Raw genomic sequence first — 20,715 nt, 5'->3', positions numbered from 1 at the left:
CCCCGGGGCAGGATGTCAGGCTCCGGCGCCCAGAGCTTTGCGAACGGTGTCGAACCAGGCCTGGGTGCCGACCAGGCCCGCTTCGATGTCCTTGCGGCCGCCGTGGAAGCCGAAGAGTTCGGCGGCGTAGCGGCTGAGAACCGTCCCCTCGGACTCCTCGAGTTCGGCGAGGACGTCGGTGTCGCCGAGGAGGTAGGCAACAGTGGCGATCTGACCGTCCGGCCACTGGTCGCGGTGGGTTGCCCAGCCGTCGGCGCGGACCGCGCGGGCTCTCGCGAGCAGCTCCGCGCGCAGAGCATCGCGGTCGGCGTCGGTCGGCTTACGGGGTTTGCCCCAGCTGATCCGTTTCACATCCGACATGTCGAGTCCTCTCGCCTGTACACACGACTCATGGACCGAGTCTTGCACGGCGACCGCCTGAGTTGATTTGATGAAGATCTTCTCAACGTATCATCGACTCAGTAGCTGTCCGGACAAGGAGACGCAGGACCATGCGCGAAGCTTCAACTGGGCCCGTACCGACCACCGCGGGCGACCACGGCGGCGTTCTGCGGTGCCGATACGGCACGGTCGACGATTTTCGGATCGAGCAGTTCCTCGACGGCATCGGCGCCTTCGCGGGAGCGGGCGCGAACGTCATCGTGCAGCTCGCGAACCGGCCCGTCGGCTACGGCGTCGTCGAGAGCACGGTCGAGTCGGGCCGCGCCGATGTGCACCCGTGGAAACGCCTGCGCACCACGCTGACCTACATCGCGGTGGCGATGCTCGGCACCGAGGACGACCGCACCATCTATCGCGAGGCGGTCGGCAGCGTTCATCGCCATGTCCGCTCGGCTCCGGGTGCCGCGGTCGCGTACAACGCCTTCGATCCCGAGCTGCAGAAGTGGGTGGCGGTCTGCCTGTGCTGGGGTGTCCTCGATCTCCACGAACGGCTGTACGGCCCGCTGGACCGCGACACCAAGGAGGTCTTCGTCCAGTACGGCGCCAAATTCGGCACCGGCCTGCAGATGCGACCCGGCATGTGGCCCGCCGACCTGGACGAGTTCGAACGCTACTTCGAAGCCGGGCTGGCGACCATGCGGATCGATGACGTGGTCGCCGAATACCTGCGCAAGCTGATCGGGTTGCGCAATGTGCCGCGGCCACGCCGCCTCGCGGACTTCCACCGCTTCGTCGTGATCGGTCTGCTGCCCGAACCCATGCGCGCCCAGCTCTACCTGCCGTGGACCGACGCACAGGAACGACGGCACCGGATCCTGTTCCGCGCCATCGGCGCCGTCTACGGGCGGCTGCCCGTGCGCGCGCGGCTGTTCCCGTACTCGACGGTGCTCTGGGACATGCGCCGACGCCACCGGCTCGGGCGCCCGCTCGTCTGAGTACGGTGAGGCAGTGAGCAGATTGCTGGCCCGGATCCGCAGCCACGGCGGCGTGGAACGGGACAACGCCGATGTCCTGAACGGCGCCCTGGCCGCGTTCCTCGACTTCGGCATCAAACGCACAAGCATGGCCGAGGTGGCCCGCCGCGGCGGGCTGTCCTTGGCCACGCTGTACCGCCGGTTCGGCGGGAAGGACGACGTCGTCCAGGCCGTCGGGCTCTGGCAGGTGCGCTGTCTGCTGAACGAGGCCGACGAATCGATGCGCAGGCAAGCCGAGGACGGCGCGAGCGCCGAGGACCAGATCGTCGAGCTGTTCGTCGTCTTCGCCCTCGGTCTGCGCCAGAACCCGCTGCTGGATCGTCTGCTCGCCACCGACGCCGCCGCCGTGCTGCCCTATCTCACGACCGGCGGGTCGCCGGTGATCGAACTCGGCCGTGACTTCCTCGCCGAGTTCATCACCCGCTTGCAGCAGCAGGGCAAACTGCCCGCCTACGATCCGCTGCCCGTCGCCGAGATGGTGGCGCGCACGGCGTTGTCGTTGGTACTGACCAGGCCCACTGTCATACCCCTCGACGACGAGGCGGCGGCGCGCCGGTTCGCCCGCGATCACATCGCACCGGGGTTCCGCCCGCCGCGCGCACCATAGCGCACCCAGCCGACGGAACCCGCCGACGACTACTTGCCGAAGCGACGCCGTCCGCGCGCACCGGTGGCACGCATCGCGTTGCGCATGAACCCGAAGCTCTTCAGGCTGTACGGGTACCAGACCAGTTCCTTCTTCTGCGTCGGCAAGGCGGGCGCGGTGATCGCCTGCTTGCGGCAGTACTTGCGCACACCGTCCGCTCCGCCGAATCGGTAACCGGTGCCGGACTGGCCCCAACCACCGTGCGGGAGCGCGAAATTGAACAGGTTGATGGTGGCGTCGTTGATGTTCACCGCGCCGACCGCCAGCCGCCGGGCAATGGCCTGGCCGCGCGACTTGTCGCCGGTCCACACCGAGGCCGACAGACCGTACTCGGAGTCGTTGGCGAGGCGAACGGCCTCGTTCTCGTCGGCGACCTTGATCACCGGGATGGTTGGGCCGAAGGTTTCCTCGGTGATGCACGACATCGAATGATCGACGTCGACCAGCACGGTCGGTTCGAAGAAGTTGCCCTCCCCCGTCGCCTTTCCGCCGGTGAGTACGCGCGCACCCTTGGCGATCGCCTCTTCGACGTGGCGGGTGACGATCGCGACCTGTGCATCGTTGGCGAGCGGGCCGACATCGATGGTGCCCGCTCGGTTGTCACGACCGAGCCGCAGCGACTCGACGTGGGCGACAAGCTTGTTCACGAACTCGTCGTACACCGGGGCTTCGACGTACACCCGCTCCACCGACACGCACAGCTGCCCGGCATTGGTCAGGGCACCGAAGGTGATGCCGTTGACCGCGCGCTCGAGGTCGGCGTCGGCCAGCACGATCGCCGGGTCCTTGCCGCCCATCTCGAGGCTGTAGGGGCGCGTGCGTTCCGCGCACGCGACGGCGATCCGGCGCCCGGTGCCGCCGGAGCCGGTGAACTGGACGAAGTCCGAGTTGTCGACCACCGCGGCGCCGGTGTCACCCGCCCCGGAGACGATCGTGAACACGGGCGGCGCGCCGATCTCGGCCCAGCCGCGAGCCAGGAGCAGTGGCGTCAACGGGGTCACCTCCGACGGCTTGAGCAGCACCGCGGCGCCCGCGGCGAGCGCCGGAACGACATCGGCGGTCACCATGGCGAGCGGGAAGTTCCACGGCGTGATGATGCCGACCACGGGGTACGGCACGTATGCGGTAGTCAACTTCTTGACCCGCATCAACGGGGTGTGCGGGCGCACGTCGGTGTCGGCGAGGAACTCGGCCGCGTTGCGCGCGTAGTAGCCGAGGATATCGACGGTGAAGGCGACTTCCACCTCGGCCTCGACCCGGGGCTTTCCGGATTCGTCCTGAATCGAGTCCGCCAGTTCGGCCGCATGGTCGAGCACCCAGTCCTGCAGCTTCAGCAGCCACTGCTTGCGGCCGGCCGGGGTGATCGACTGCCATCTCGGCTGTGCCTCGCGGAGCGCGGCGGCTGCCGCGGCGACCTGCGCCGGGGTGGCGACGGCGACGGTGCCGACCGTCTCCCCGGATGCCGGGTTACGCACGATGATCTCGGCGTCGACGATGGGCGTGGCGGAATCAGACACTTGTTCTCCCGGCTGGCCGAATAGGACTCCACCTCACTGTAGACAGCCTGAGAGAATTTGCATATCACTCTTTCAAATCGGCGTCACGCCTTGGCGGCGGCCGGGCGGTGCGGCTGATCGGCGGCGCGGAGGAACTCCCCGACGCGCTCGGTTCCGAGGACCGGATCGGCCGCGCCTCGGCCGAACACATAGCGCCCGTTCACGAACACCGCGCGCACCGTCTCGTCGTTGCGGTTGACCATGCGTGAGAGGCCGCCGTACACCGCGACGGGACTCTCGGCGTAGGCCTCGAGGGTGTCGTCGAGGTGGGCGGGGTCGATGACGACCGCGTCGGCACGATCGCCGAGTCGCAGATGGCCCGCGTCCAGGCCGTACCAGTCGGCCAGCTCACCGGTGAGCCGGTGCACGGCGCGCTCGACGGACATGAACGGCCGCTGCCCTGCGGCGGCGACTCGGCGCAGCAGACGAAGACCGAAGTTGTAGAAGGCCATATTGCGCAGGTGGGCGCCCGCATCGGAGAAGCCGAGCTGCACCGACGGGTCGGCGGCGAGTACATCGGCGACCTCGGGGCGGTGGTTGGAAATAGTTGTGCGCCAACGAAGTTTGTCGCCGTGCTCCACCACCAGGTCGAGGAAGGCGTCGACAGGGTGCAGCCCACCCCGGTCGACACCGACCTGACCGAAGGTCTTGCCGAGCACTGTGTCGTCGGGGCAGGCGACGATATCGGCGTCGAAGAAGTCGCGGTGCCAGACGCGCGGACCGTACTTCTTCTCGTAGTCCTTGCGGAAGGTGCGACGGTAGCCCTCGTCGCACAGGAGGTGGCGCTGCTCGTCGAGCTGGTCGGACAGGTGCAACGCGGCGGCGCCGGAACCGAATTCCTCGAACACGGGCAGCGAGATGCCGTCGGAGTACACCTCGAAGGGCACCGGCAGATGTTGCCAGCGAAAGTCGCCGTCGAGTCCGTTGATGATCTTGCCGAGGGCGGGGAACATCTTCGCCGCGCCGGGCACCGCCTTCACATCGGCGGCCGACAGCAGGCTCACTTTCAGCGGATCGCGCCACAGCCCGATGCTGGAGGCCGCCATCGACACCAGGCTCACCGGGTTCCCGACGTCGGGTCCGCCCTGCAGCGCGCGACCGCGCTTGCGCAGGATGTTGTTGAGCCGGTGCCGTTCCCTGCTCTTCGCATACGTCGACGGCAGGGTCCGCGACCGGCACTGCACGCCGTCGAGCTTGTCGAAAAGCAGTTGCTGGGAGGACATTCCGACGAAACCGGCGTCCAAGGCCGCGCCGAGCATGCGTTCCATCTCGGCGAGTTCTTCGGCGCTCGGCTTCACCTCCCTGCGGGTGGCCCGGTCCAGGCCCATGACCGCGGCCCGCATATCGGAGTGGCCGATGAAGCAGGCCAGGTTCGGACCGAGCGGCAGCTGCTCGAGCGCCTCTATGAATTCTGTTGCGGTGACCCAGGTTCGATGCTCGTCCAGCGCACTGACGACGTAGTCGCGGGGAATGGCCTCCACCCGCCCGAACAAATCACCGGCCGTCTCGCCGTCGACGTGGACGGTCGAGAGCGAACACGATCCGAGCAGCACGGTGGTGACGCCGTGGCGCACCGACTCCGACAGCGAGGGCTCGAGCAGCACCTCCACGTCGTAGTGGGTGTGGATGTCGATCATGCCGGGAATCACCCACATACCCTCGGCGTCGACCACACGGGGACAACCTGTTTCGTCGAGGGCGGTCTCGGAGATCGCGGCGATTCGGCCGTCGCGGATGCCGAGGTGGCGGATCGCGGAGGCGGCGCCGGTGCCGTCGAACCAGCGGCCGCCCTTGATGATGCTGTCGAACATGTCCATCCTTCTACACCGCGAGGTCGCGCCGGGTGACCTTGCCGGTCGCGTTGCGCGGCAACGCCTCGGCGGTGATCCGCCAGCGTGCGGGCACCTTGAAGTAGGCGAGCCGGGCGGCGAGGTACTCGCGCAGTTCGTCCTCCTCGACCGTGCCCGGTTCGGCGACGACCACGGCCGCCACCTCTTGGCCCAGGTCGGGGTGCGGCACGCCGAAGACCGCGCAGTCGGTGACCGAGGGGTGTTCGACGAGGACGTTCTCGATCTCGGTGGGGTACACGTTCTCCCCGCCGCGCAGGATCAGGTCGGTGCGCCTGCCCGACACGGTGAGCCTGCCGTCGGTCATCGTCCCGAAATCGCCTGAGCGCAACCACCTTCGGTCGTCGATGACCTCCGTCGTCGCGGACTCGTTGTTCCAGTAGCCGAGCATCACGTACTGGCTGCGGATGAAGATCTCGCCTTCGGTCCCGTCGGGCAGCACCGCGCCGTCGGGGTCACGGATCTCCACCGACACCCCGATGATCGGCCTGCCGACCGACCCCGCGTCGGCCAACAGATCCAGCGGTGTCGCCACGGTGGCGGCGGTGCCGCTCTCGGTGAGCCCGTAACTGGTGGTCAGCGACAGCGGGACTCCGGCGAGGTGTTCGCGCAGCCGCTCGAGCAGGGCGGGCGCCGAGGGCGCGGAGTTCAGCGACAGTGCCGCCAGCGTCGACAGGTCGTAGCCCGACACGTCGTGGTCGAGCAGGCGGGTCGCCATGGTCGGTACCGCCGCCCAGTTGGTGACCCGTTCCCGCTGGACCAGGGTCAGCACCCGGTCCACGTCGAAGGCGCCGTGCGGGAACACCGCCGCCGCACCGGTGGCCAGGCGCGGGATCACCAGATTGTGCAGGCTGGCGATGTGGAACAGCGGCGCGGTGACCAGGTACCGACGCTCGCTCGGCCCGTCACCGACCGGCTGACCGGTGAACGCCGCCTGCATGGCATCGGTGAAACGGTGATATTCGGTGATCGCCAACAGGTTTCGCTGGGTATGCACCACGCCTTTGGCGCGCCCGCTCGTCCCGCTGGTGTACAGGATGACGGCCGGGTCGTCTTCTGCCACTTCGGTTTTCGGCATCGCGGCACCACGGTACTCCGCGACGAGGGCGGGCAGGTCCTCCTCGAAGGTCAACACCGGCACGTCACTGCCCGTTTCGGCCAGCCGCGCAGACCTTTTCGCGTCGGCAACCACCACCTTCGGGGTGGTGTGGCCGAGGGCGTAGGCGATTTCCGGCGGCGCCCACCAGGCGTTGTAGCCCACCGGGATGGCGCCCAGACATTGCGCCGCCCAGAAGGTGACCACCCAGTCGGGACCGTTGGCGGCCAGGATCGCGACCCGGTCGCCCTTGCCGACGCCGTGACGTTCGGCCAGCGCGGTCGCCAGCGCACCGACCGCCGCCGCGTGCTCGGTGAAGCTGACCCGGCGGTCCTCGGTGACGAGATAGTCGCGATCACCCCAGGTCAGGGAGTGCTCGAGCAGCTCACGCAGGCTGCGCCGCCGACGCGCGAACACCGGCATCGGCGCACCGAGCACCTCCTCGACCGTCATCTCGAAGGGCGCGCCGGGCGCGGTGAGTCCGGCCGCCACCTGTGCGACGAACACCTGGGGGTCAACGGCTTCGGTCATGAGGTCCTCCCTCGAGAACGGTCGGTTCCGGCGACCGCGTCGAAGACCGCCTTCAGATAGTTGTCGCAGCGATCCGACCCGATCACGCCCGGCGCCATCCGATTCATGGTGTAGGCGAAGGTGATTCGGCGATCCACGTCGTTGACCACCATGGCGCCGCCGTAGCCCGCCCACCAGCAGACCCGGCCGTCGGGAATGTGTGGGTAGGTCTCAGGACGCGGCAGGCCGTAGCCGATGCCGAACCGCAGCGGGGCGAGCAGCGCCAGGTCGAGGCCGTCGGCCTGCTCGCGGAAGATCGATTCGATCGTGGCGGGCGAGAGGAATCGCCTGCCGCCGAGCTCACCACCGCACGAAACCAGGGACTGCACCCGGGCGACCGAACGCGCGTTGCCGTGCCCGTTGACCGCCCCGAGCTCGGCGCAACGCCAAGCGGGAGTCGCCGTTTCGGCGATGTCGAGCAGCGGACTCGTGAGCGTTTTGACGAGAATGCTGTCGGGGTCGAGCGCGGACATGTCGAATTCGCGTTGCGGCGGTGCGACGAGCGTGGCGATCCGGTCGGCGTGCTCGGGTCCGGTGCCGATGTGGAAATCCGCGCCGAGCGGTCCCGCCAGCTCGGCGGCGAAGAACTCGCCGAGGGTGCGCCCGGTGATGCGCCGCACCAATTCCCCGACCAGATGCCCGTAGTTGAGGGCGTGATAACCGGAGGCCGTGCCGGGCTCCCACCACGGTGGCTGAGCGGCGAGCCGGGCGGCGGCGGCTTCGGTGTCGTAGATGTCGGCGAGCGCGATGGGCCGTTCCCAGCCCGAGACGCCCGAGGTGTGCGACAGCACGTGCCGCACCTCGACGCGGTCCTTGCCCTCGGCGGCGAATTCGGGCCAGTACCTGGCCACGGGTGCGTCGAGGTCGAGGTCGCCGCGATCCACGAGCAGCAGGGCGCACAGGGCGGTCATCGTCTTGGTCACCGAGAAGACGTTCACCAGGGTGTCGGCCTGCCAGGCCACGGTGCGGTCGGGGTCGGCGTGACCACCCCACAGGTCGAGGACCGGATCGCCGTCGACCGTCACGCACAGCGACGCGCCGAGTTCGGCACCCGTGGCGAGCTGCTCGTCGAATACCGCTCGCACCTGCGCGAAGTCGTCCCGGCAGAAGCCCGCTGCGCGCGTCATCGACTGGCCTCGGCCTGGGCGCGCGCGGGTACCGGCAACGTATTGCCCGCGGCCGCGGCACGTTTGGCTCCGCGCTCGAGCTCCTTGGTCAGCCCGCGAACGTACGGCTCGAATTCCACCTGGATGGTGTGGCGCGGCGAATCGTAGTACCGCCCGGCGCGGGCATCGAGCCGCTCGTCGACCTCGACGTCCATCTCGGCCCGCGAGGGCAGGTGATAGCGGCCGGTGAGGTAGGCGGCGACCAGCTTGGTCTGCTGTTCGGCGAAGTTGACCAGCGTCGGCGTCGGTTGTGCCAGACCGAGATAGAACAGATTGTCCACCGACGGCTTCATCATCATCTGGAACAGCGGGAGCCGGTTGTCGCTGTCCGGCACCAGCGACGGATCGGTGAAGAACGGGAAGCTGATGTGATAGCCGGTGGCGCACAGCACCACGTCGACCTGTTCGCGCGAGCCGTCGGCGAAATGGACGGTGTCACCGTCGAGCCGGGTGATGGCGGGCTTGCATTCCACATCCCCGCAGCCGGCGCGGTGCAGGAATTCCTCACTCGCCGACGGGTGCGCCTCGAACGGTTCGTGATCCGGTGCGGGCAGACCGTAGTTCTGCATCAGACCGCGATTCTTCCGCACGAAGCGCTGCTTGAGTTTCAGCGCGACTTTCGGCGGCATCCACTTGGGCATCGACCGGCGGTCACCCACCTGGCCGCGCACGTATTTCGGGAGCACCCACACACCGCGCCGAGCCGACACGAACAGCCGTTCGGCCAGGAAACGCTGGGACAGTTCGGAGGCGATATCGAGCCCGGAATTGCCCATGCCGACCACCACGATGCGCTTGCCACGCATGTCGATGGGATCGAAGGGGTCGTTGTAGGCGTGGCTGTGCATGAGCACACCGTCGAAATCCCCGGGGTAATCCGGCATTCGGGGGTCCCAGTGGTGGCCGTTGCAGACGATCAGCGCGTCGAAGACCTCGGTGTCACCGGCGGCCGTCACCAGCCAGCGGCCGTCGTCGGTCCGCTCGGCCGCCGTGACCAGCGCGTCGAACCTGATCCGGTCGCGCAGGCCGAAATGGTCGACGTAGTCCTTGAAGTACTGGTGCAGTTGCGAATGGTGCGGAAAGTCGGGCCAGTCCGCGGGCGCGGGAAAGTCCTCGAACTGCAGTCGGTACTTGGACGTATCGATGTGCAGGCTCTGATAGCAGGCCGACATGCCGTTGGGATTGCGGTAATACCAATTGCCGCCGACCTCGTCGGACGCCTCGTAACAGACGAACGGAATGCCGTACTCGGCAAGGCGTTTGGCCGCCGTGATACCCGACGGGCCCGCGCCGATGACGCAAACCCTCGGCAGCTCCGGTGTATTCATGCACGACTCCTCATCGACTCACGCTCACCGACGTGACCCGCACCACACGATAGCGGTTCGCTGGACACAGCGTCCAGTGAATGAGCATGCCGTCTACGATGGTCCTCATGTCGCCGGAACCCACCGCCCAGCGAGGCTCGCTGCGCGAGGAACACAAGCGCCTGACCACGGCACGCATCGTCGACACCGCGCGCACACTGTTCGAGACCCGCGGCTACTCCTCGGTCCGGGTCGACGACATCGCCGCCGCCGCGGGCTGCAGCCGGGCCACCTTCTACCTGCACTTCGCCGGTAAACCCGAGGTGCTGCGCGCCATCGCCAACCAGGGCACGCTCACCAGCGTCCGGATGGTGTACGCCGACCTCGACCGCGTGCTCACCACCGGATCACGCGCGGCGTTCGCGGACTGGATGGCCCGCGCGATCGACTGGTTCTTCGTGAACAAGGACATGCTGCCCGCCTGGGACGAAGCCACCGCGGTGGAACCGGAATTCCGCAGGCTGGCCCGCGAGGGCATCATGACGCTGGCCGACAGCATGCCGGACTATCTCGCCCGCTGGCCCGAGGACCGGCGCGAGGAAGCCCGGTTACGGATCGAACTGCTCGTCGCCCAGCTCGAGCGGTTCTTCACCCGCTGGGCGATGCAGGGCACCATCGACGTGACCGCCGAACAGGCCGCCGAAGTCCTCACCGACGTCTGGTTCCCCGCGCTGCGCGCCCCGTGAACTCAGAGCAGGCCGACGCACCGCGCCTGCGCGATGGCCGCACCGCGCGCGTTCACACCGAGCTTCTGATAGATGCCGCGCAGGTGCGTCTTCACCGTGTTCACCGAGACTCCCAGGTCGGCGGCGATGCTGGTGGCGGTCAACCCCGACGGAAGACGGCGCAGCACAACGAGTTCGGTGTCGGTGAGCCGTGGTGCGTCGGCCACGGCACCCCGGTGGGCGCGCACGTGGTCGACGAAGGCGTCGTAGCGACCGAAGTGCGAGCCCAGCCGGTCGAGCAGTTCGGCGGCACCCGGCACGTCAAGGAACGGACGGATCAGGTGTTCCCCACTGGCGTGGGCAAGGGCCTGATCGAAGGCGTCCTCGACCTTGCGCGGACGATCGAGCTGGTCGGCGGCGACCGCGATGAGCAGCCACGCGGCCACGGCCTGGCCGTCGGTGACCTCGCCGACCAGCGGTGTCAGCAGCGGTAGGACGGCGGCCGGGCGCTGGGTGTGCAGCGCAAGGGCGGCTTCGGCCAGCTGGGTGTCGACGGTCTTGCCGAGTACCCGGGTCGCGTGGTCGACGAGGGCGCGCGCCTCGACCTTGGCATGCACCCGCAGCAGTAGCCACAGCACCTCGGTGACCAGGTTTCCGGCGCCGAGCAGCGCCGGGGCGTCGTCGAGCAGGTGGTGCAGGCGCCTGCTCAGCGCGGTGGCCGCGGCGGCGCGGTCGATGGTGTCGTCGAAGGTGAGGACGCCGATGACGATGCGGGCCTGGCGTAGCAGGGCGGGGGTGGTCGTGTCGTCGGCCGACAGGTCGGGCAGCGGCTTGCCGTAAGCGCAACCCTGCCGGTGCGCGCCGTAGGCGGCGGTCACGCGGGCCATCGCGGCCTCCGACGATCCGGTGAGCCCGTAGCGATCAGCGCACTCGAGGGCCTGGGCGGCCAGCACCCGCAGCTCACCGACCCGGCCCGTGATACCCGATGCCGCCGCGACCGCCGTGCGGGCCCGTACCGCGACGCGACCGAGTCCCGCCTCCTCGGCGTAGACGACCGCATGCCGCAAAGCCGCAGTGCCGCTGACGATCCGGCCGCCGAACACTTCGGCCGCACCGCAGTGCAGTGCCACATAGCAGTCGAGATCGGTGTGACCGGTGACCGGCGGCAACTGCCACCGCATGGAGGCCGAATCACCGGCCAGCACGGCCACCCCCGCGCTCACCGCGTGATCGAGCGCGGCGATCCACTCGGCCGGAACCAGTGCCGACCCCGGCCACGAACCCACATGGGCCGACTCCAAATACACTTCCGCCGCGGCGATCTCACCGTCTTCCACCGCGACGGCGGCGCGCAACAACCCGACGAACGTGTCGTCCGACAGGCCGGGTACCTGATCGAGGGCGTGCAACAGCAGGTGACCCTTGCCGTCGAGCACCATCCGTACGCCCCACTCCCACAGGAACGACGCCAGGCCCGGCGCACCCGGTTCGGCGAGCACATGGTCCAGAGCGCATCCGGGCAGGGCGGCGCCGGTGAACCACTCGGCGAGGTGCCGGTGCAACCCGGGCAGGCGTTCGGCCCTGGTGTGCGCGGCCTCGGCCAGCAGGTAGGCCCGCAGCAGCGGGTGATAGGTGTACCAGAGCTGTCCGTCGGTGGCGACCGTGTGCAGCGGGAAGCTGGCACGCAGTAGTTCGTCGAGAATGCGCGACGCGGCCGGGCCGAGCAGTTCCTCGGCCATCGGCAGGCAGAACCGGGTGGGAACGGCTGTGGTGAGCAGGAATTCGACGGTGCGTGGGGGCAGCGTCTCGATGAGTTCGGCGACGAGGAAGTCGGCGACCGCGTGGGTCGGTGCGGCCAGCGCGGTGAGGGCGGTGGTCCGGTCGTCGGTGCCGAGCGAGATGGCGGCGATCCGGACCAGGGCGGCCCAGCCGCGGGTGAGCTCGTGCAGGGCGGCGAGGTCGGTGTCGTCGAGGTGGCAGTCGTGCTGGGCGAGCAGCTCGGCGACGCGATCCGGTGGCATGGCCAGTTCGGTCGCGCCGAGGCGGGTGAGCCTGCCCGCCAGGTCGAGCACGTGCCAGCGCAGCGGCGGTTCGAAACGGCCGCCGAGCAGCGCGGTGATCTTCGGCGGCAGCCGGGTGAGCAGGTACTCCAGACCCGCGAGTTGCAGTGGGTCGGTGAGCAGGTGGACATCGTCGATGACGAGGACGGTCTCCTCGGTGTCGGCGAGCGCGGCGACGAGGTCGGCAGCGCGGTCGGCGGGCGTGCGCAGGACACCGTCGGGAACGGCCGCGGCCGTCGGGTCGAGCGCCCGGGCCACGGCGGCGAGCAGATCGGCGCCGGGGCTGGTGCACACCGTCAGCCAGGCCAGCCGTGGCGCGGGCCGGGCGGTGTTCACCCAGTCGACCATGGCCACGGTCTTGCCGCTGCCTGCCGGTCCGCACACCAGGACGACGTGCCCCGGCGCGGTGCGGGCACTGTCGAAAGCCGCGGTCGCCGCGTCACAGCGGACGGGGGCGAAGGACAGTTCTGGAACGCGGTCCTCGGTCCCACGCCCGGCCACAGCTATCGCGGAGCGTGCCATCACGAGCCTCCTGAACTCGAGTTCTCACCTGCCCCCGACATCGTGTGCAGTTCGACGGTAGGCCACGCGGGCGCCACGAGTTTGCTGGTGACGACATCTCGACGTGCTCGTTACCAGATCGACGCAGGCTCTTTGCGTGGCCCGCCCCGCCACCTCAGTCGGGCAGGCGTGACATCTCGAGCAGCGTGAGGCCGAGGGTGTCGATGCGCGCCAGAATCCCCCGCACAGCGGTGCTGTCGGCGACCGTGCCGAACAGCGTCGTTGTCCCGGCCGCGGCATGATCGCTGGGAATGAGCTCGGGAAACGCCGCGAGTACACGATCGGACAGTTCGCCCTCGAGGACGAATTGATAGCGCAGCGGCCCGGACATGGTGTCAGTCTTGCAGTTCGCGCCCGGGTCACACCTCACCCGAGGCGGGTGAAATCGGCGGTGGCCGATTATTTGCTGGGCAGGGCCTCGGCGAAGGCGACGCCGCGGGCCACCCAGTCCCGCAGCGACGCATCGTCATCGACCGCCTCGGGGGCGACGCGTAACCAGCCGCTGAGCTCGCGGCCACCCATCACCATCGGCGACACCGCCGACCCGTCGAGCAGCGTGTCGCCTTCGGCCGGATCGACACGCACCAGCAATCCGCCCTGCCCGCTGGCGGCGACGGCCATGTTGCCGCCGATCAGGAACGCGAGCCCACCGAACATCTTCTTCTCGGCGAGATCGGCCCGAGGGTAGACGATCTCCCGGATCCGCTCGGCGAGTTCCTCGTCGTATGCCATGGGCCGAGTATGCGCCGGGGTACCGACAGATTCCGCCCGGCTTTCCCGGCCGCCAGAATTTTAAACACCTCTTTTTCTGTTTTGCGGACCGCGGCCGAACCGACTGGCTAATCTCGCGCTCACCACAGCTCGACACAGGAGAACACCATGCAGACCTACCAGGCACGGCGCACCGGCTTCGGCCTCACAGCGTTCACCGCGATCGCGGCGGCGGCCGTGCTGACGGCACCGCAGGCCTCGGCGCTCGTCCAGAGCATCGCGGTGAGCGGCACCACCCACTACGTGGGCACCCCCTACACCGTGACGGCCGATGTCACCGCCACGTCGTTCCTGTTCAAGGTGACCTTCACCGACAACGGCACGCAGATCGGCGAGCCGGTCGCGGTCAGGGACGGCAAGGCGACCATCAGCTGGACACCGACCACGCCCGGCGCCCACGAGATCAAGGCGGTGCAGGAACTCATCAGCTCCAAGACCGTCACCGTGCAGGTCTCCGAGAAGCCGACCACCCCGCCCGACGGTGGCAGCACCGGCTCCGCCGATCTGGGCGGACTGCTCACCGGTTCGGCGAGCTAGCTGCGCACATGACGACGGCCGCCACGTGCTGCGTGGCGGCCGTCGTCGTGTGTGGTTCAGACGCCGAGGGCAGCGGCGAACATCGGCCAGGAGTCGTGCACGTCGTCCTGCCAGTACGGCCAGGCGTGCGTACCCGCGGCCCGGAAGCGGACGTCGGCGGGGATGCCGAGCTGACCGAGGCGTCCGACGAGCGGTCCCGAGCAGCTGCCGACGACGGCTTCCATGGTGCCGCCGACCAGGACCCGGTCGAGCAGCACGCCGACATTGCCCGCGATGCTCGGATCGTTGAGCGCCTCGTGCGGGCCGGGGGCACCGTTGCCCGAGGACAGGTACACCGAGGTGCCACGCAACCGATCCGCGTGCAGCACCGGATCGTTGGCCACCCACGCCGGGTCGCCGGGCCCGCCCCACATGTTGTCGGCGTTGGCGCCGAAGGTGGCGAGCTGGGAACGGACGAGGGTCTGGGCCAGCGGATTCGCGGTCTGCGTGCAGCCGCTGAAGGCGCCGACCGCGCGGTAGCGGCCCGGGGCCGCGATGGCCAGGTTCAGCGCCGAGGTGGCCGACATCGACAGTCCCGCGACGCCGTTGGCACCGGTCATGCCGAAGCGGTCGTCGAGCAGTGGGGGCAGCTCGCTGGTGAGGAAGGTGGTCCACTTGTTGCGGCCGAGAACCGGATCGTCACGTTGCCAGTCGGTGTACATGCTGGCCCGGCCGCCGATCGGGACGATCACATTCACCGGCTTGTCGGCGAAGAAGTCGACCACATCGGTGCGCCGCATCCACGGCCCGCCGCTCTCCCCGCCGTCGACGGCGTTGAGCAGGTACAGCGCGGGCGCGCCCGGACCGGGATGCGACATCCACAGGGTGATCGGCCGGTTCATCGCCGCAGAATGGACGACGACCTCGAACTGCCTGCCGCCGAGCGGCCGGACCTCGAGAATCGATGAATTCGCCGATGCCGCAGGTGAGACCACCACACCGCAGCCGAGCAGGACGAGCAGACAGCACAACAGCCGACGCATGCGCACGAGTGTGCCGCATCGATCAATAGATACCGCGCATTGCCGGCGAAAGTGTCCGTGTCGTCCCGTATGGGTGGGCTAGGGCGTTTCGGCCGGTACCCGAGCGGCCCGGACGACGTCGGCGAGGACATCGTCGACATCCGACGCGGTGACGCCGAAGGTCGTGCGCAGGGCCGTGTCGTCGACCAGGAAGTCGCGGCGCGACATGTGCGCGGTCTCCAGCAGTTCCGGCCAGAACGGGTCGTCGCGGCCGAGTTCGAGGATCTCGTCGTCGGTCATCTCGGTGAGCACGGGAGCCGGTGCGTCCGCGAGTTCCGCGAGCCGGGTCGCGAGTGCGCGGATGCTCGTCGTGATCACCGGCGCGTGCCAGGCGCGACCCCAGGCACGGTCGTCACGCGCCACGGCGACCAGCGCCCGTGCGGCGTCGCCGATCGCGGTGAACGCGTGCGCGAGATCGAGACCCTGCGGCACGCTCGCGGGTTCACCCGCCAGTACCGCGGGCTGCACGAGCAGGGAGAACAGGGAAGCGGCGCCGACTCCGACGAACTGGCCCGCGCGCACCTCGGTGACGCGGACCCGGCCCGCCCGGTGGGCGTCGAGCGCGTCGATCCACACCTGGGCACGGACCCGACCCTTCGCACCGGTGGCCGCGAGCGGTGTGGTTTCGTCCACCACGCCGTCGACGGGGCCGTAGCCGTAGTGGTTGCCGAGCAGCACCAGGTCGGCCCCGACGGCTTCGGCCGCCGCCCTGATCGAATCGAACAGGGGCGGAAGGGTTTCCGGCCAGGTGTGATAGGCGGGCATGGCGCAGTTGAAGACGGTCCGGGCGCCACGGGCGAGTTCGGTCAGGGCGGCGGTGTCGCCGGCGTCGAGCGCGATCAGCTCCACGTTCGGGTGGGTGGGACCGAGCCCGCCCCGGCTCACCATGCGCACCCGCTCCCCCGCTTCGGCGAGCAGCAGTGCGGTGGCTGTCGCGACGCCGCCACGACCGACGATCACATTCATGGACACGGTATTTCCTTTCCCAGCAGGATGTTTCGCCCAACGATGCCGTGCGGGGCCGGGCTACACTAGTGGCCGGAATGCCAGCTATCCCAAGGATCGGGCCATGAAGACAATCGCGGTGGTCGCCGTCGCGCCGGTGAAGGCATTCGACCTGTCCATGCCGGAGACCCTGATGGGTTCGGTACTCGTCGACGGCGAACCCGGGTACCGGGTGGTGGTGTGTACGGCCGAGCCGGGTGTCCTGCCTTCCACGCCGGGCGGTTTCGATGTGGTCGTCCGGCACGGGCTCGAGGTGCTCGACGAGGCCGACACCGTGATCGTGCCGAGCACCGGCAGTCGCACCGGCGCCGATCCGGTCACCCTCGCCGCGCTGCGAGCGGCCGTGGCGCGGGGTGTGCACGTCACCTCGATCTGCAGTGGCGCTTTCGTTCTCGCACAGGCGGGCTTGCTCGACGGGCGCACCGCGACGACGCACTGGGGACTGTCCGACGAACTGGCCACGGCTCATCCACTGGTAACGGTGCGGACCGATGCCCTGTTCATCGAGGACGGGCCGGTCACCACGGCGGCGGGAGCGGCGGCCGGGATCGACCTGTGCCTGCACCTGATCCGCACCGACTACGGCGCCACCGTCGCCAACGCGGCCGCGCGCGCCGCCGTGGTGACGCCGGTACGACCAGGCGGCCAAGCCCAATTCGTCGACACCGCACTGCCTCCCGACGAAAACCTCTCCCTGTCGGCTACTCGCGCCTGGGCCATGCAACGGCTCGACACTCCCCTGTCGCTGCGCGATCTCGCCGCACACGCGCGGACCAGTGTGCGCACGCTGACCAGGCGGTTCCACGAGGAAACCGGACTCAGCCCACAGAAGTGGTTGCTGCATCAGCGCATTCATCGTGCGCGCGAACTGCTCGAATCGACGACGCTGTCGGTCGAGTCGGTGGCCAGGCACAGCGGAATGGGGACGGCGGAGTCGTTGCGCCAGCACATGATTCGCCAGCTCGGCGTGCCGCCGAGCACCTACCGCGCCAATTTCGCCACGGCTCGCTGAAGGCATCCGGGCTCCCGGCGAGGCCGACCGGGAACCGGATGCGCCGGGTCGAAGCAGTGCGTCAGCTGAGGAGCGCGGTGACGATCCGGTTCGCGTCGCGCAGCCGGGAAGCGGCGTTCGGGGTGCGTTCGAGGACCCAGACGCCCTGGAGGAAGACGAGCAGGAAGCGGGCCAGGGCGCGCGGGTCGCTGCCGGGAGCGAGTTCGGCCTGGGCGCGGGCTCTGGTGAGGGCGCCGGTCAGCGCGGTTTCGGTACGGGCCCAACTGGATTCGACCGCCCGGGCGACCTCCTGGTCGCGGGCGGCCAGTTCCACCGCCGACGTGGTGACCAGGCAGCCGAGGAAGCGGTCCTCCGTGCACGACTCGCGCACGAACTGGTCGATCAGCGCGCGCACGGCGGGCAGCGCCGGGCCGGGCACGGACAGCTGCGTGGTGACCCGTTCGTCGACGACCTCCAGGTGCCGCTGCAGTGCCCGCATGAACAGGTCGTGCTTGTTGCCGAAGGTGGCGTAGATGGAACCCCTGGCGATGCCGAGATGCTCGGTGAGATCGGCCATCGAGGTCGACTCGTACCCGCGCTCCCAGAACAGATCCAGTGCGCGGCCCAGTACTACATCGGGGTCGAATTCCTTGGTGCGCGCCACTGTTCGAGCCTAACAGCGCCGCTGGTCAGCGGGGTCCCGCGAGCGGGTACTGCGGGTAGGCCGGGCGGGCGGGTGCGAAGAAGGGCGCCGACTTCGGGTTCCAGAGCAGCACGACGGCTCCGAGCCCGATGGCGAAACCGGCGAGGGTGAACGCCAGTGCTCCCGGGGTGACGCCCAGGTCCGCCACCACCCCGAGTACCGCGTAGAGCGTCGAGAGGACGTTGAAGCCGAAGAATATGGTCGAGGTGATCCGCGCCCAGTTCTTCCCGGCCCGGCACGCGAACGCCATCCAGATCCACAGCCCCACCGTGATCAACGCCCCGACCACCGTCGCACCGACCGTCGCGTACACGAGGACATCGAGGCTCGAGCCGCGGAACATTCCCTCGGAGGAGTCGAGAAGGGTGGTGCGAACGGTGTCGATATCGGTGAGCGAATACGCCCCGCCGAGAAACGTCACCGCCGCCCCGACCAGCATCACGATGAACGCCATCCGGATGTTCTCCGGGACCACCCGCGGCTCGGTCTCCGCCGGCTCCGGCACATACGCGGGATACGGCGCAGGGGGAAACACCGGCCCACCCGGCTGCCCACCGACATAAGGCTGTCCTGGAGAAGCGCCGGGCGGGAACTGCGCACCGATCGCCTGGCCGCCCGGCTGCTGCCCGGGAACATAGGGCTGCCCCGGAGCAGTGCCGGGCGCGAACGGCCCGCCGATCGGCTGCCCGGGCACAGGCTGACCGACAGCGGGCATCGGAGTCTGCGGCTGACCCGGCACATACGGCTGCTGACCCGGTGCGAAGGGAACGGCAGCCGGGGCAGGCGGCTGCGGGACGGCCACTTCGTCGGCGGGGTACGACGTCAGTTCGTTCGGCTCCTGCGCGTACTGCTTGTCGTCCGAACCGGACATGGACGGGTACCCCCTTCGATGGAAATCACACCACCCTATCGCGACCGGCACCCCACTGCCGCCTACGAAGCGGTGCCCCGTCGCCCCTGCGCACAGCTACCAGGCGACGGTTCCCTGATCGTCGAAGAAACCGCCTCGGGGACCGTCGTCGGGGAGGGTGGCCAGGCGCAGGGCGATCGCGGCGCCCTGCTCGGGCGTGCGTTCTCCGGCGAATCCGGTGAAGTCGGTGGCGACGTAGCCGGGGCAGGCCAGGTTCACGATGATGTCCGTGTCGGCGAATCTGCGAGCGTACTGGGCCGTGACGCTGTTGAGCATCGACTTGGAAGGCGCGTAGGCGGCCATGACCGGCCCGGTCTGCAGGGTCAGCGAGCCCATATTGCTCGACATGTTGACGATCCGGGGCGCGGTGGCACGACGGAGCAGCGGCAGCATCGCGTTCGTCACCCGGATCACCCCGAGCACGTTCGTTTCCAGGACCGTGCGCAGGACATCGAGGTCGAGGGTCGTCGGGTCCTGCGCGCCGTCCTCGAACCGGCCTGCGATGCCGGCGTTGTTGACGAGCACGTCGAGTCGCCCGGCTTGTTCCTCGATGCTCGCGGCCGCGGCGGTGACACTCTCGTCGGAGGTGACATCGAGGGCGACGCCGAATGCGTCTGTGCCGCCCGCACGCAACCGCGCCACGGCCTCCCCACGTCGGGTCTCGTCGCGCGCTCCCACCGCGACCGCGAAGCCGAGGGATCCGAGACCTTCGGCGATGGCGAAGCCGATGCCCTTGTTCGCGCCGGTGACCAGCGCTGTCTTGGTGTTGTTCACGCACTCCATGCTCGGCGCGCGATATCCGTTGCGTCCAATATTGATCGGGTACCGCGAGATACCCGGCGGGTATCACCGGGTGGATACAGTGGGCGCGTGGACGACCTGGAGACCCGTGAGCTGCGGTACTTCGTGGCGGTGGCCGAGGAGCTGCACTTCGGGCGTGCTGCCCAGCGGCTCGGGATCGCGCAGCCGCCGCTCTCGCGGGCGATCCGGCAGCTGGAACGTCGACTCGGCGTTCAGCTTCTCGACCGGGACCGGCGGGGCGTGGCGTTGACCGGCGCGGGCGATGTGCTGCTGCACGAAGCCCGCCTCGCCCTCGACGCGGTCGCGTCCGCTGCTCGACGGACCCGGCGGGCGGCGGATCGGCAACGACCCCTTGTGCTGGTGACGAAAGCCGGTGCGTCGCACGAGCTGCTGCAACAGCTTCTCGCCGCGTCGGCGGCCCGCACCGATACGGCACCGGTGGAAGTTCTCCTGTGCGAGGTCGGTGAGCAGGCACGATTCCTGCGCAACGGGCGCGCGGACGTGGCCCTGATGCACCGGCCGGTCGATGACCTCGCCGGGTTCGACACCGAAGACATCTGCACCGAGGGCCAGGTCGCCCTCCTCCCGGCGGGACATCCGCTCGCCGCACGTCCACAGCTCACCCTCGCGGACGTGGCCGACGTGCCCGGTCTCCCCATCGCGCGATGGCCCCGGCTCGACGGCTCCTACCCCGACGGTCCCGGGCCCGAAGTGCGCACCCAGTCACAACTCGCGCAGCTGGTGGCGCTCGGCAAGACCCTGCTCGTCATCCCGGCCTCGAGCCGCGCCTGGCAGTGGCCCGACCATGTCGCGGTACCCGTCGTCGACGCCCCGCAGATCACCACTGTCCTCGCCTGGCCTGCCGACAACCGTGCACCGGCCATCGCCGCACTGGCCCGAGCCGCGGCCGAGGTCCGCACCATGCCACCAGCTGCGGCCCAGACAGCGGGACGGTAAACGGACGACCGCGGACACGGAACGGCTAGC

At 69.1% G+C, this 20,715-nt stretch carries 20 protein-coding genes; 6 read left to right on the top strand and 14 right to left on the bottom strand.

The genetic code is table 11. The features are described 5' to 3' along the window. Positions 1 to 15 precede the first annotated feature (15 nt). Positions 16 to 360: a hypothetical protein gene (locus ACSVDM_RS13380; protein WP_439265075.1), complete on the bottom strand. Its 345-nt coding sequence runs from the start codon at positions 358 to 360 to the stop codon at positions 16 to 18. 131 nt (positions 361 to 491) lie between these two features. On the opposite strand from ACSVDM_RS13380, the gene ACSVDM_RS13375 reads away from it, so the two are divergent. Next, positions 492 to 1,376 carry an oxygenase MpaB family protein gene (locus ACSVDM_RS13375; protein WP_439265074.1) on the top strand — a complete coding sequence of 295 codons (885 nt, stop codon included), beginning with the start codon at positions 492 to 494 and terminating at the stop codon, positions 1,374 to 1,376. A gap of 13 nt (positions 1,377 to 1,389) precedes the next feature. Next, the gene (locus tag ACSVDM_RS13370) at positions 1,390 to 2,022 is read left to right on the top strand and encodes a TetR/AcrR family transcriptional regulator (RefSeq protein WP_439265073.1); all 633 of its coding nucleotides are present in this window, start codon (positions 1,390 to 1,392) and stop codon (positions 2,020 to 2,022) included. Positions 2,023 to 2,051: 29 nt separating this feature from the next. Here ACSVDM_RS13370 and ACSVDM_RS13365 read toward each other — a convergent pair whose 3' ends face one another. The 5 genes from ACSVDM_RS13365 to ACSVDM_RS13345 all read right to left on the bottom strand — a co-directional run bounded on the left by ACSVDM_RS13365 (position 2,052) and on the right by ACSVDM_RS13345 (position 9,624). Next, the gene (locus ACSVDM_RS13365) at positions 2,052 to 3,578 is read right to left on the bottom strand and encodes an aldehyde dehydrogenase family protein (protein ID WP_439265071.1); all 1,527 of its coding nucleotides are present in this window, start codon (positions 3,576 to 3,578) and stop codon (positions 2,052 to 2,054) included. A gap of 83 nt (positions 3,579 to 3,661) precedes the next feature. After that, positions 3,662 to 5,428 (bottom strand): N-acyl-D-amino-acid deacylase family protein, encoded by a 1,767-nt coding sequence (locus tag ACSVDM_RS13360; RefSeq protein WP_439265069.1) that lies wholly within the window; start codon positions 5,426 to 5,428, stop codon positions 3,662 to 3,664. 10 nt (positions 5,429 to 5,438) lie between these two features. Then, positions 5,439 to 7,091, bottom strand: a complete 1,653-nt coding sequence (locus tag ACSVDM_RS13355) for a class I adenylate-forming enzyme family protein (RefSeq protein ID WP_439265068.1) — start codon at positions 7,089 to 7,091, stop codon at positions 5,439 to 5,441. Next, the gene (locus ACSVDM_RS13350) at positions 7,088 to 8,257 is read right to left on the bottom strand and encodes a serine hydrolase domain-containing protein (RefSeq protein ID WP_439265066.1); all 1,170 of its coding nucleotides are present in this window, start codon (positions 8,255 to 8,257) and stop codon (positions 7,088 to 7,090) included. The genes ACSVDM_RS13355 and ACSVDM_RS13350 overlap by 4 nt, the downstream gene beginning before the upstream one ends. Then, positions 8,254 to 9,624, bottom strand: coding sequence for a flavin-containing monooxygenase (locus ACSVDM_RS13345; protein WP_439265064.1), 1,371 nt, complete (start codon positions 9,622 to 9,624; stop codon positions 8,254 to 8,256). The genes ACSVDM_RS13350 and ACSVDM_RS13345 overlap by 4 nt, the downstream gene beginning before the upstream one ends. A gap of 80 nt (positions 9,625 to 9,704) precedes the next feature. Between ACSVDM_RS13345 and ACSVDM_RS13340 the strand changes: the two genes are divergently transcribed. Beyond that, positions 9,705 to 10,349: a TetR/AcrR family transcriptional regulator gene (locus tag ACSVDM_RS13340; RefSeq protein ID WP_067637343.1), complete on the top strand. Its 645-nt coding sequence runs from the start codon at positions 9,705 to 9,707 to the stop codon at positions 10,347 to 10,349. A gap of 2 nt (positions 10,350 to 10,351) precedes the next feature. On the opposite strand, the gene ACSVDM_RS13335 is transcribed toward ACSVDM_RS13340, so the two are convergent. The 3 genes from ACSVDM_RS13335 to ACSVDM_RS13325 form a co-directional block, all read right to left on the bottom strand. Then, on the bottom strand, positions 10,352 to 12,910 hold the full coding sequence (locus tag ACSVDM_RS13335) for a LuxR C-terminal-related transcriptional regulator (RefSeq protein ID WP_439265063.1): 2,559 nt from the start codon (positions 12,908 to 12,910) through the stop codon (positions 10,352 to 10,354). A gap of 154 nt (positions 12,911 to 13,064) precedes the next feature. Continuing rightward, positions 13,065 to 13,280: a hypothetical protein gene (locus tag ACSVDM_RS13330; RefSeq protein ID WP_067491732.1), complete on the bottom strand. Its 216-nt coding sequence runs from the start codon at positions 13,278 to 13,280 to the stop codon at positions 13,065 to 13,067. 68 nt (positions 13,281 to 13,348) lie between these two features. Further along, entirely contained in the window at positions 13,349 to 13,681 is a 333-nt protein-coding gene (locus tag ACSVDM_RS13325) for a TfoX/Sxy family protein (RefSeq protein ID WP_439265061.1), read from the bottom strand. A gap of 147 nt (positions 13,682 to 13,828) precedes the next feature. Here ACSVDM_RS13325 and ACSVDM_RS13320 point away from each other — a divergent pair, with 147 nt between their 5' ends. Continuing rightward, the gene (locus ACSVDM_RS13320; protein ID WP_067491510.1) at positions 13,829 to 14,257 is read left to right on the top strand and encodes an Ig-like domain-containing protein; all 429 of its coding nucleotides are present in this window, start codon (positions 13,829 to 13,831) and stop codon (positions 14,255 to 14,257) included. 56 nt (positions 14,258 to 14,313) lie between these two features. On the opposite strand, the gene ACSVDM_RS13315 is transcribed toward ACSVDM_RS13320, so the two are convergent. Together ACSVDM_RS13315 and ACSVDM_RS13310 are read right to left on the bottom strand one after the other, a co-directional pair. Further along, positions 14,314 to 15,279, bottom strand: a complete 966-nt coding sequence (locus ACSVDM_RS13315) for an alpha/beta hydrolase (protein ID WP_357151162.1) — start codon at positions 15,277 to 15,279, stop codon at positions 14,314 to 14,316. 78 nt (positions 15,280 to 15,357) lie between these two features. Further along, entirely contained in the window at positions 15,358 to 16,290 is a 933-nt protein-coding gene (locus tag ACSVDM_RS13310; protein ID WP_439265059.1) for an NAD-dependent epimerase, read from the bottom strand. Between the two features lie 97 nt (positions 16,291 to 16,387). On the opposite strand from ACSVDM_RS13310, the gene ACSVDM_RS13305 reads away from it, so the two are divergent. After that, positions 16,388 to 17,335: a GlxA family transcriptional regulator gene (locus ACSVDM_RS13305; RefSeq protein WP_439265057.1), complete on the top strand. Its 948-nt coding sequence runs from the start codon at positions 16,388 to 16,390 to the stop codon at positions 17,333 to 17,335. Positions 17,336 to 17,396: 61 nt separating this feature from the next. Here ACSVDM_RS13305 and ACSVDM_RS13300 read toward each other — a convergent pair whose 3' ends face one another. From ACSVDM_RS13300 to ACSVDM_RS13290, 3 genes are all read right to left on the bottom strand, one after another. Further along, complete coding sequence (locus ACSVDM_RS13300; RefSeq protein WP_439265055.1) at positions 17,397 to 17,978, bottom strand: TetR/AcrR family transcriptional regulator; 582 nt, start codon at positions 17,976 to 17,978, stop codon at positions 17,397 to 17,399. 25 nt (positions 17,979 to 18,003) lie between these two features. After that, on the bottom strand, positions 18,004 to 18,888 hold the full coding sequence (locus ACSVDM_RS13295; RefSeq protein ID WP_439265054.1) for a hypothetical protein: 885 nt from the start codon (positions 18,886 to 18,888) through the stop codon (positions 18,004 to 18,006). A 96-nt stretch (positions 18,889 to 18,984) separates the two neighbouring features. Beyond that, on the bottom strand, positions 18,985 to 19,710 hold the full coding sequence (locus tag ACSVDM_RS13290; RefSeq protein WP_439265052.1) for an SDR family oxidoreductase: 726 nt from the start codon (positions 19,708 to 19,710) through the stop codon (positions 18,985 to 18,987). Between the two features lie 87 nt (positions 19,711 to 19,797). Between ACSVDM_RS13290 and ACSVDM_RS13285 the strand changes: the two genes are divergently transcribed. Beyond that, positions 19,798 to 20,685: a LysR family transcriptional regulator gene (locus tag ACSVDM_RS13285; RefSeq protein ID WP_439265050.1), complete on the top strand. Its 888-nt coding sequence runs from the start codon at positions 19,798 to 19,800 to the stop codon at positions 20,683 to 20,685. The last annotated feature ends 30 nt before the right edge of the window (positions 20,686 to 20,715 follow it).

Origin of the sequence: Nocardia sp. JW2, from assembly GCF_051843015.1 — a bacterium.
GTDB lineage: Bacteria > Actinomycetota > Actinomycetes > Mycobacteriales > Mycobacteriaceae > Nocardia > Nocardia coubleae.
Note: the sequence above shows the minus strand (reverse complement) of the source record. Positions and strands in the feature narration are given on the sequence as shown.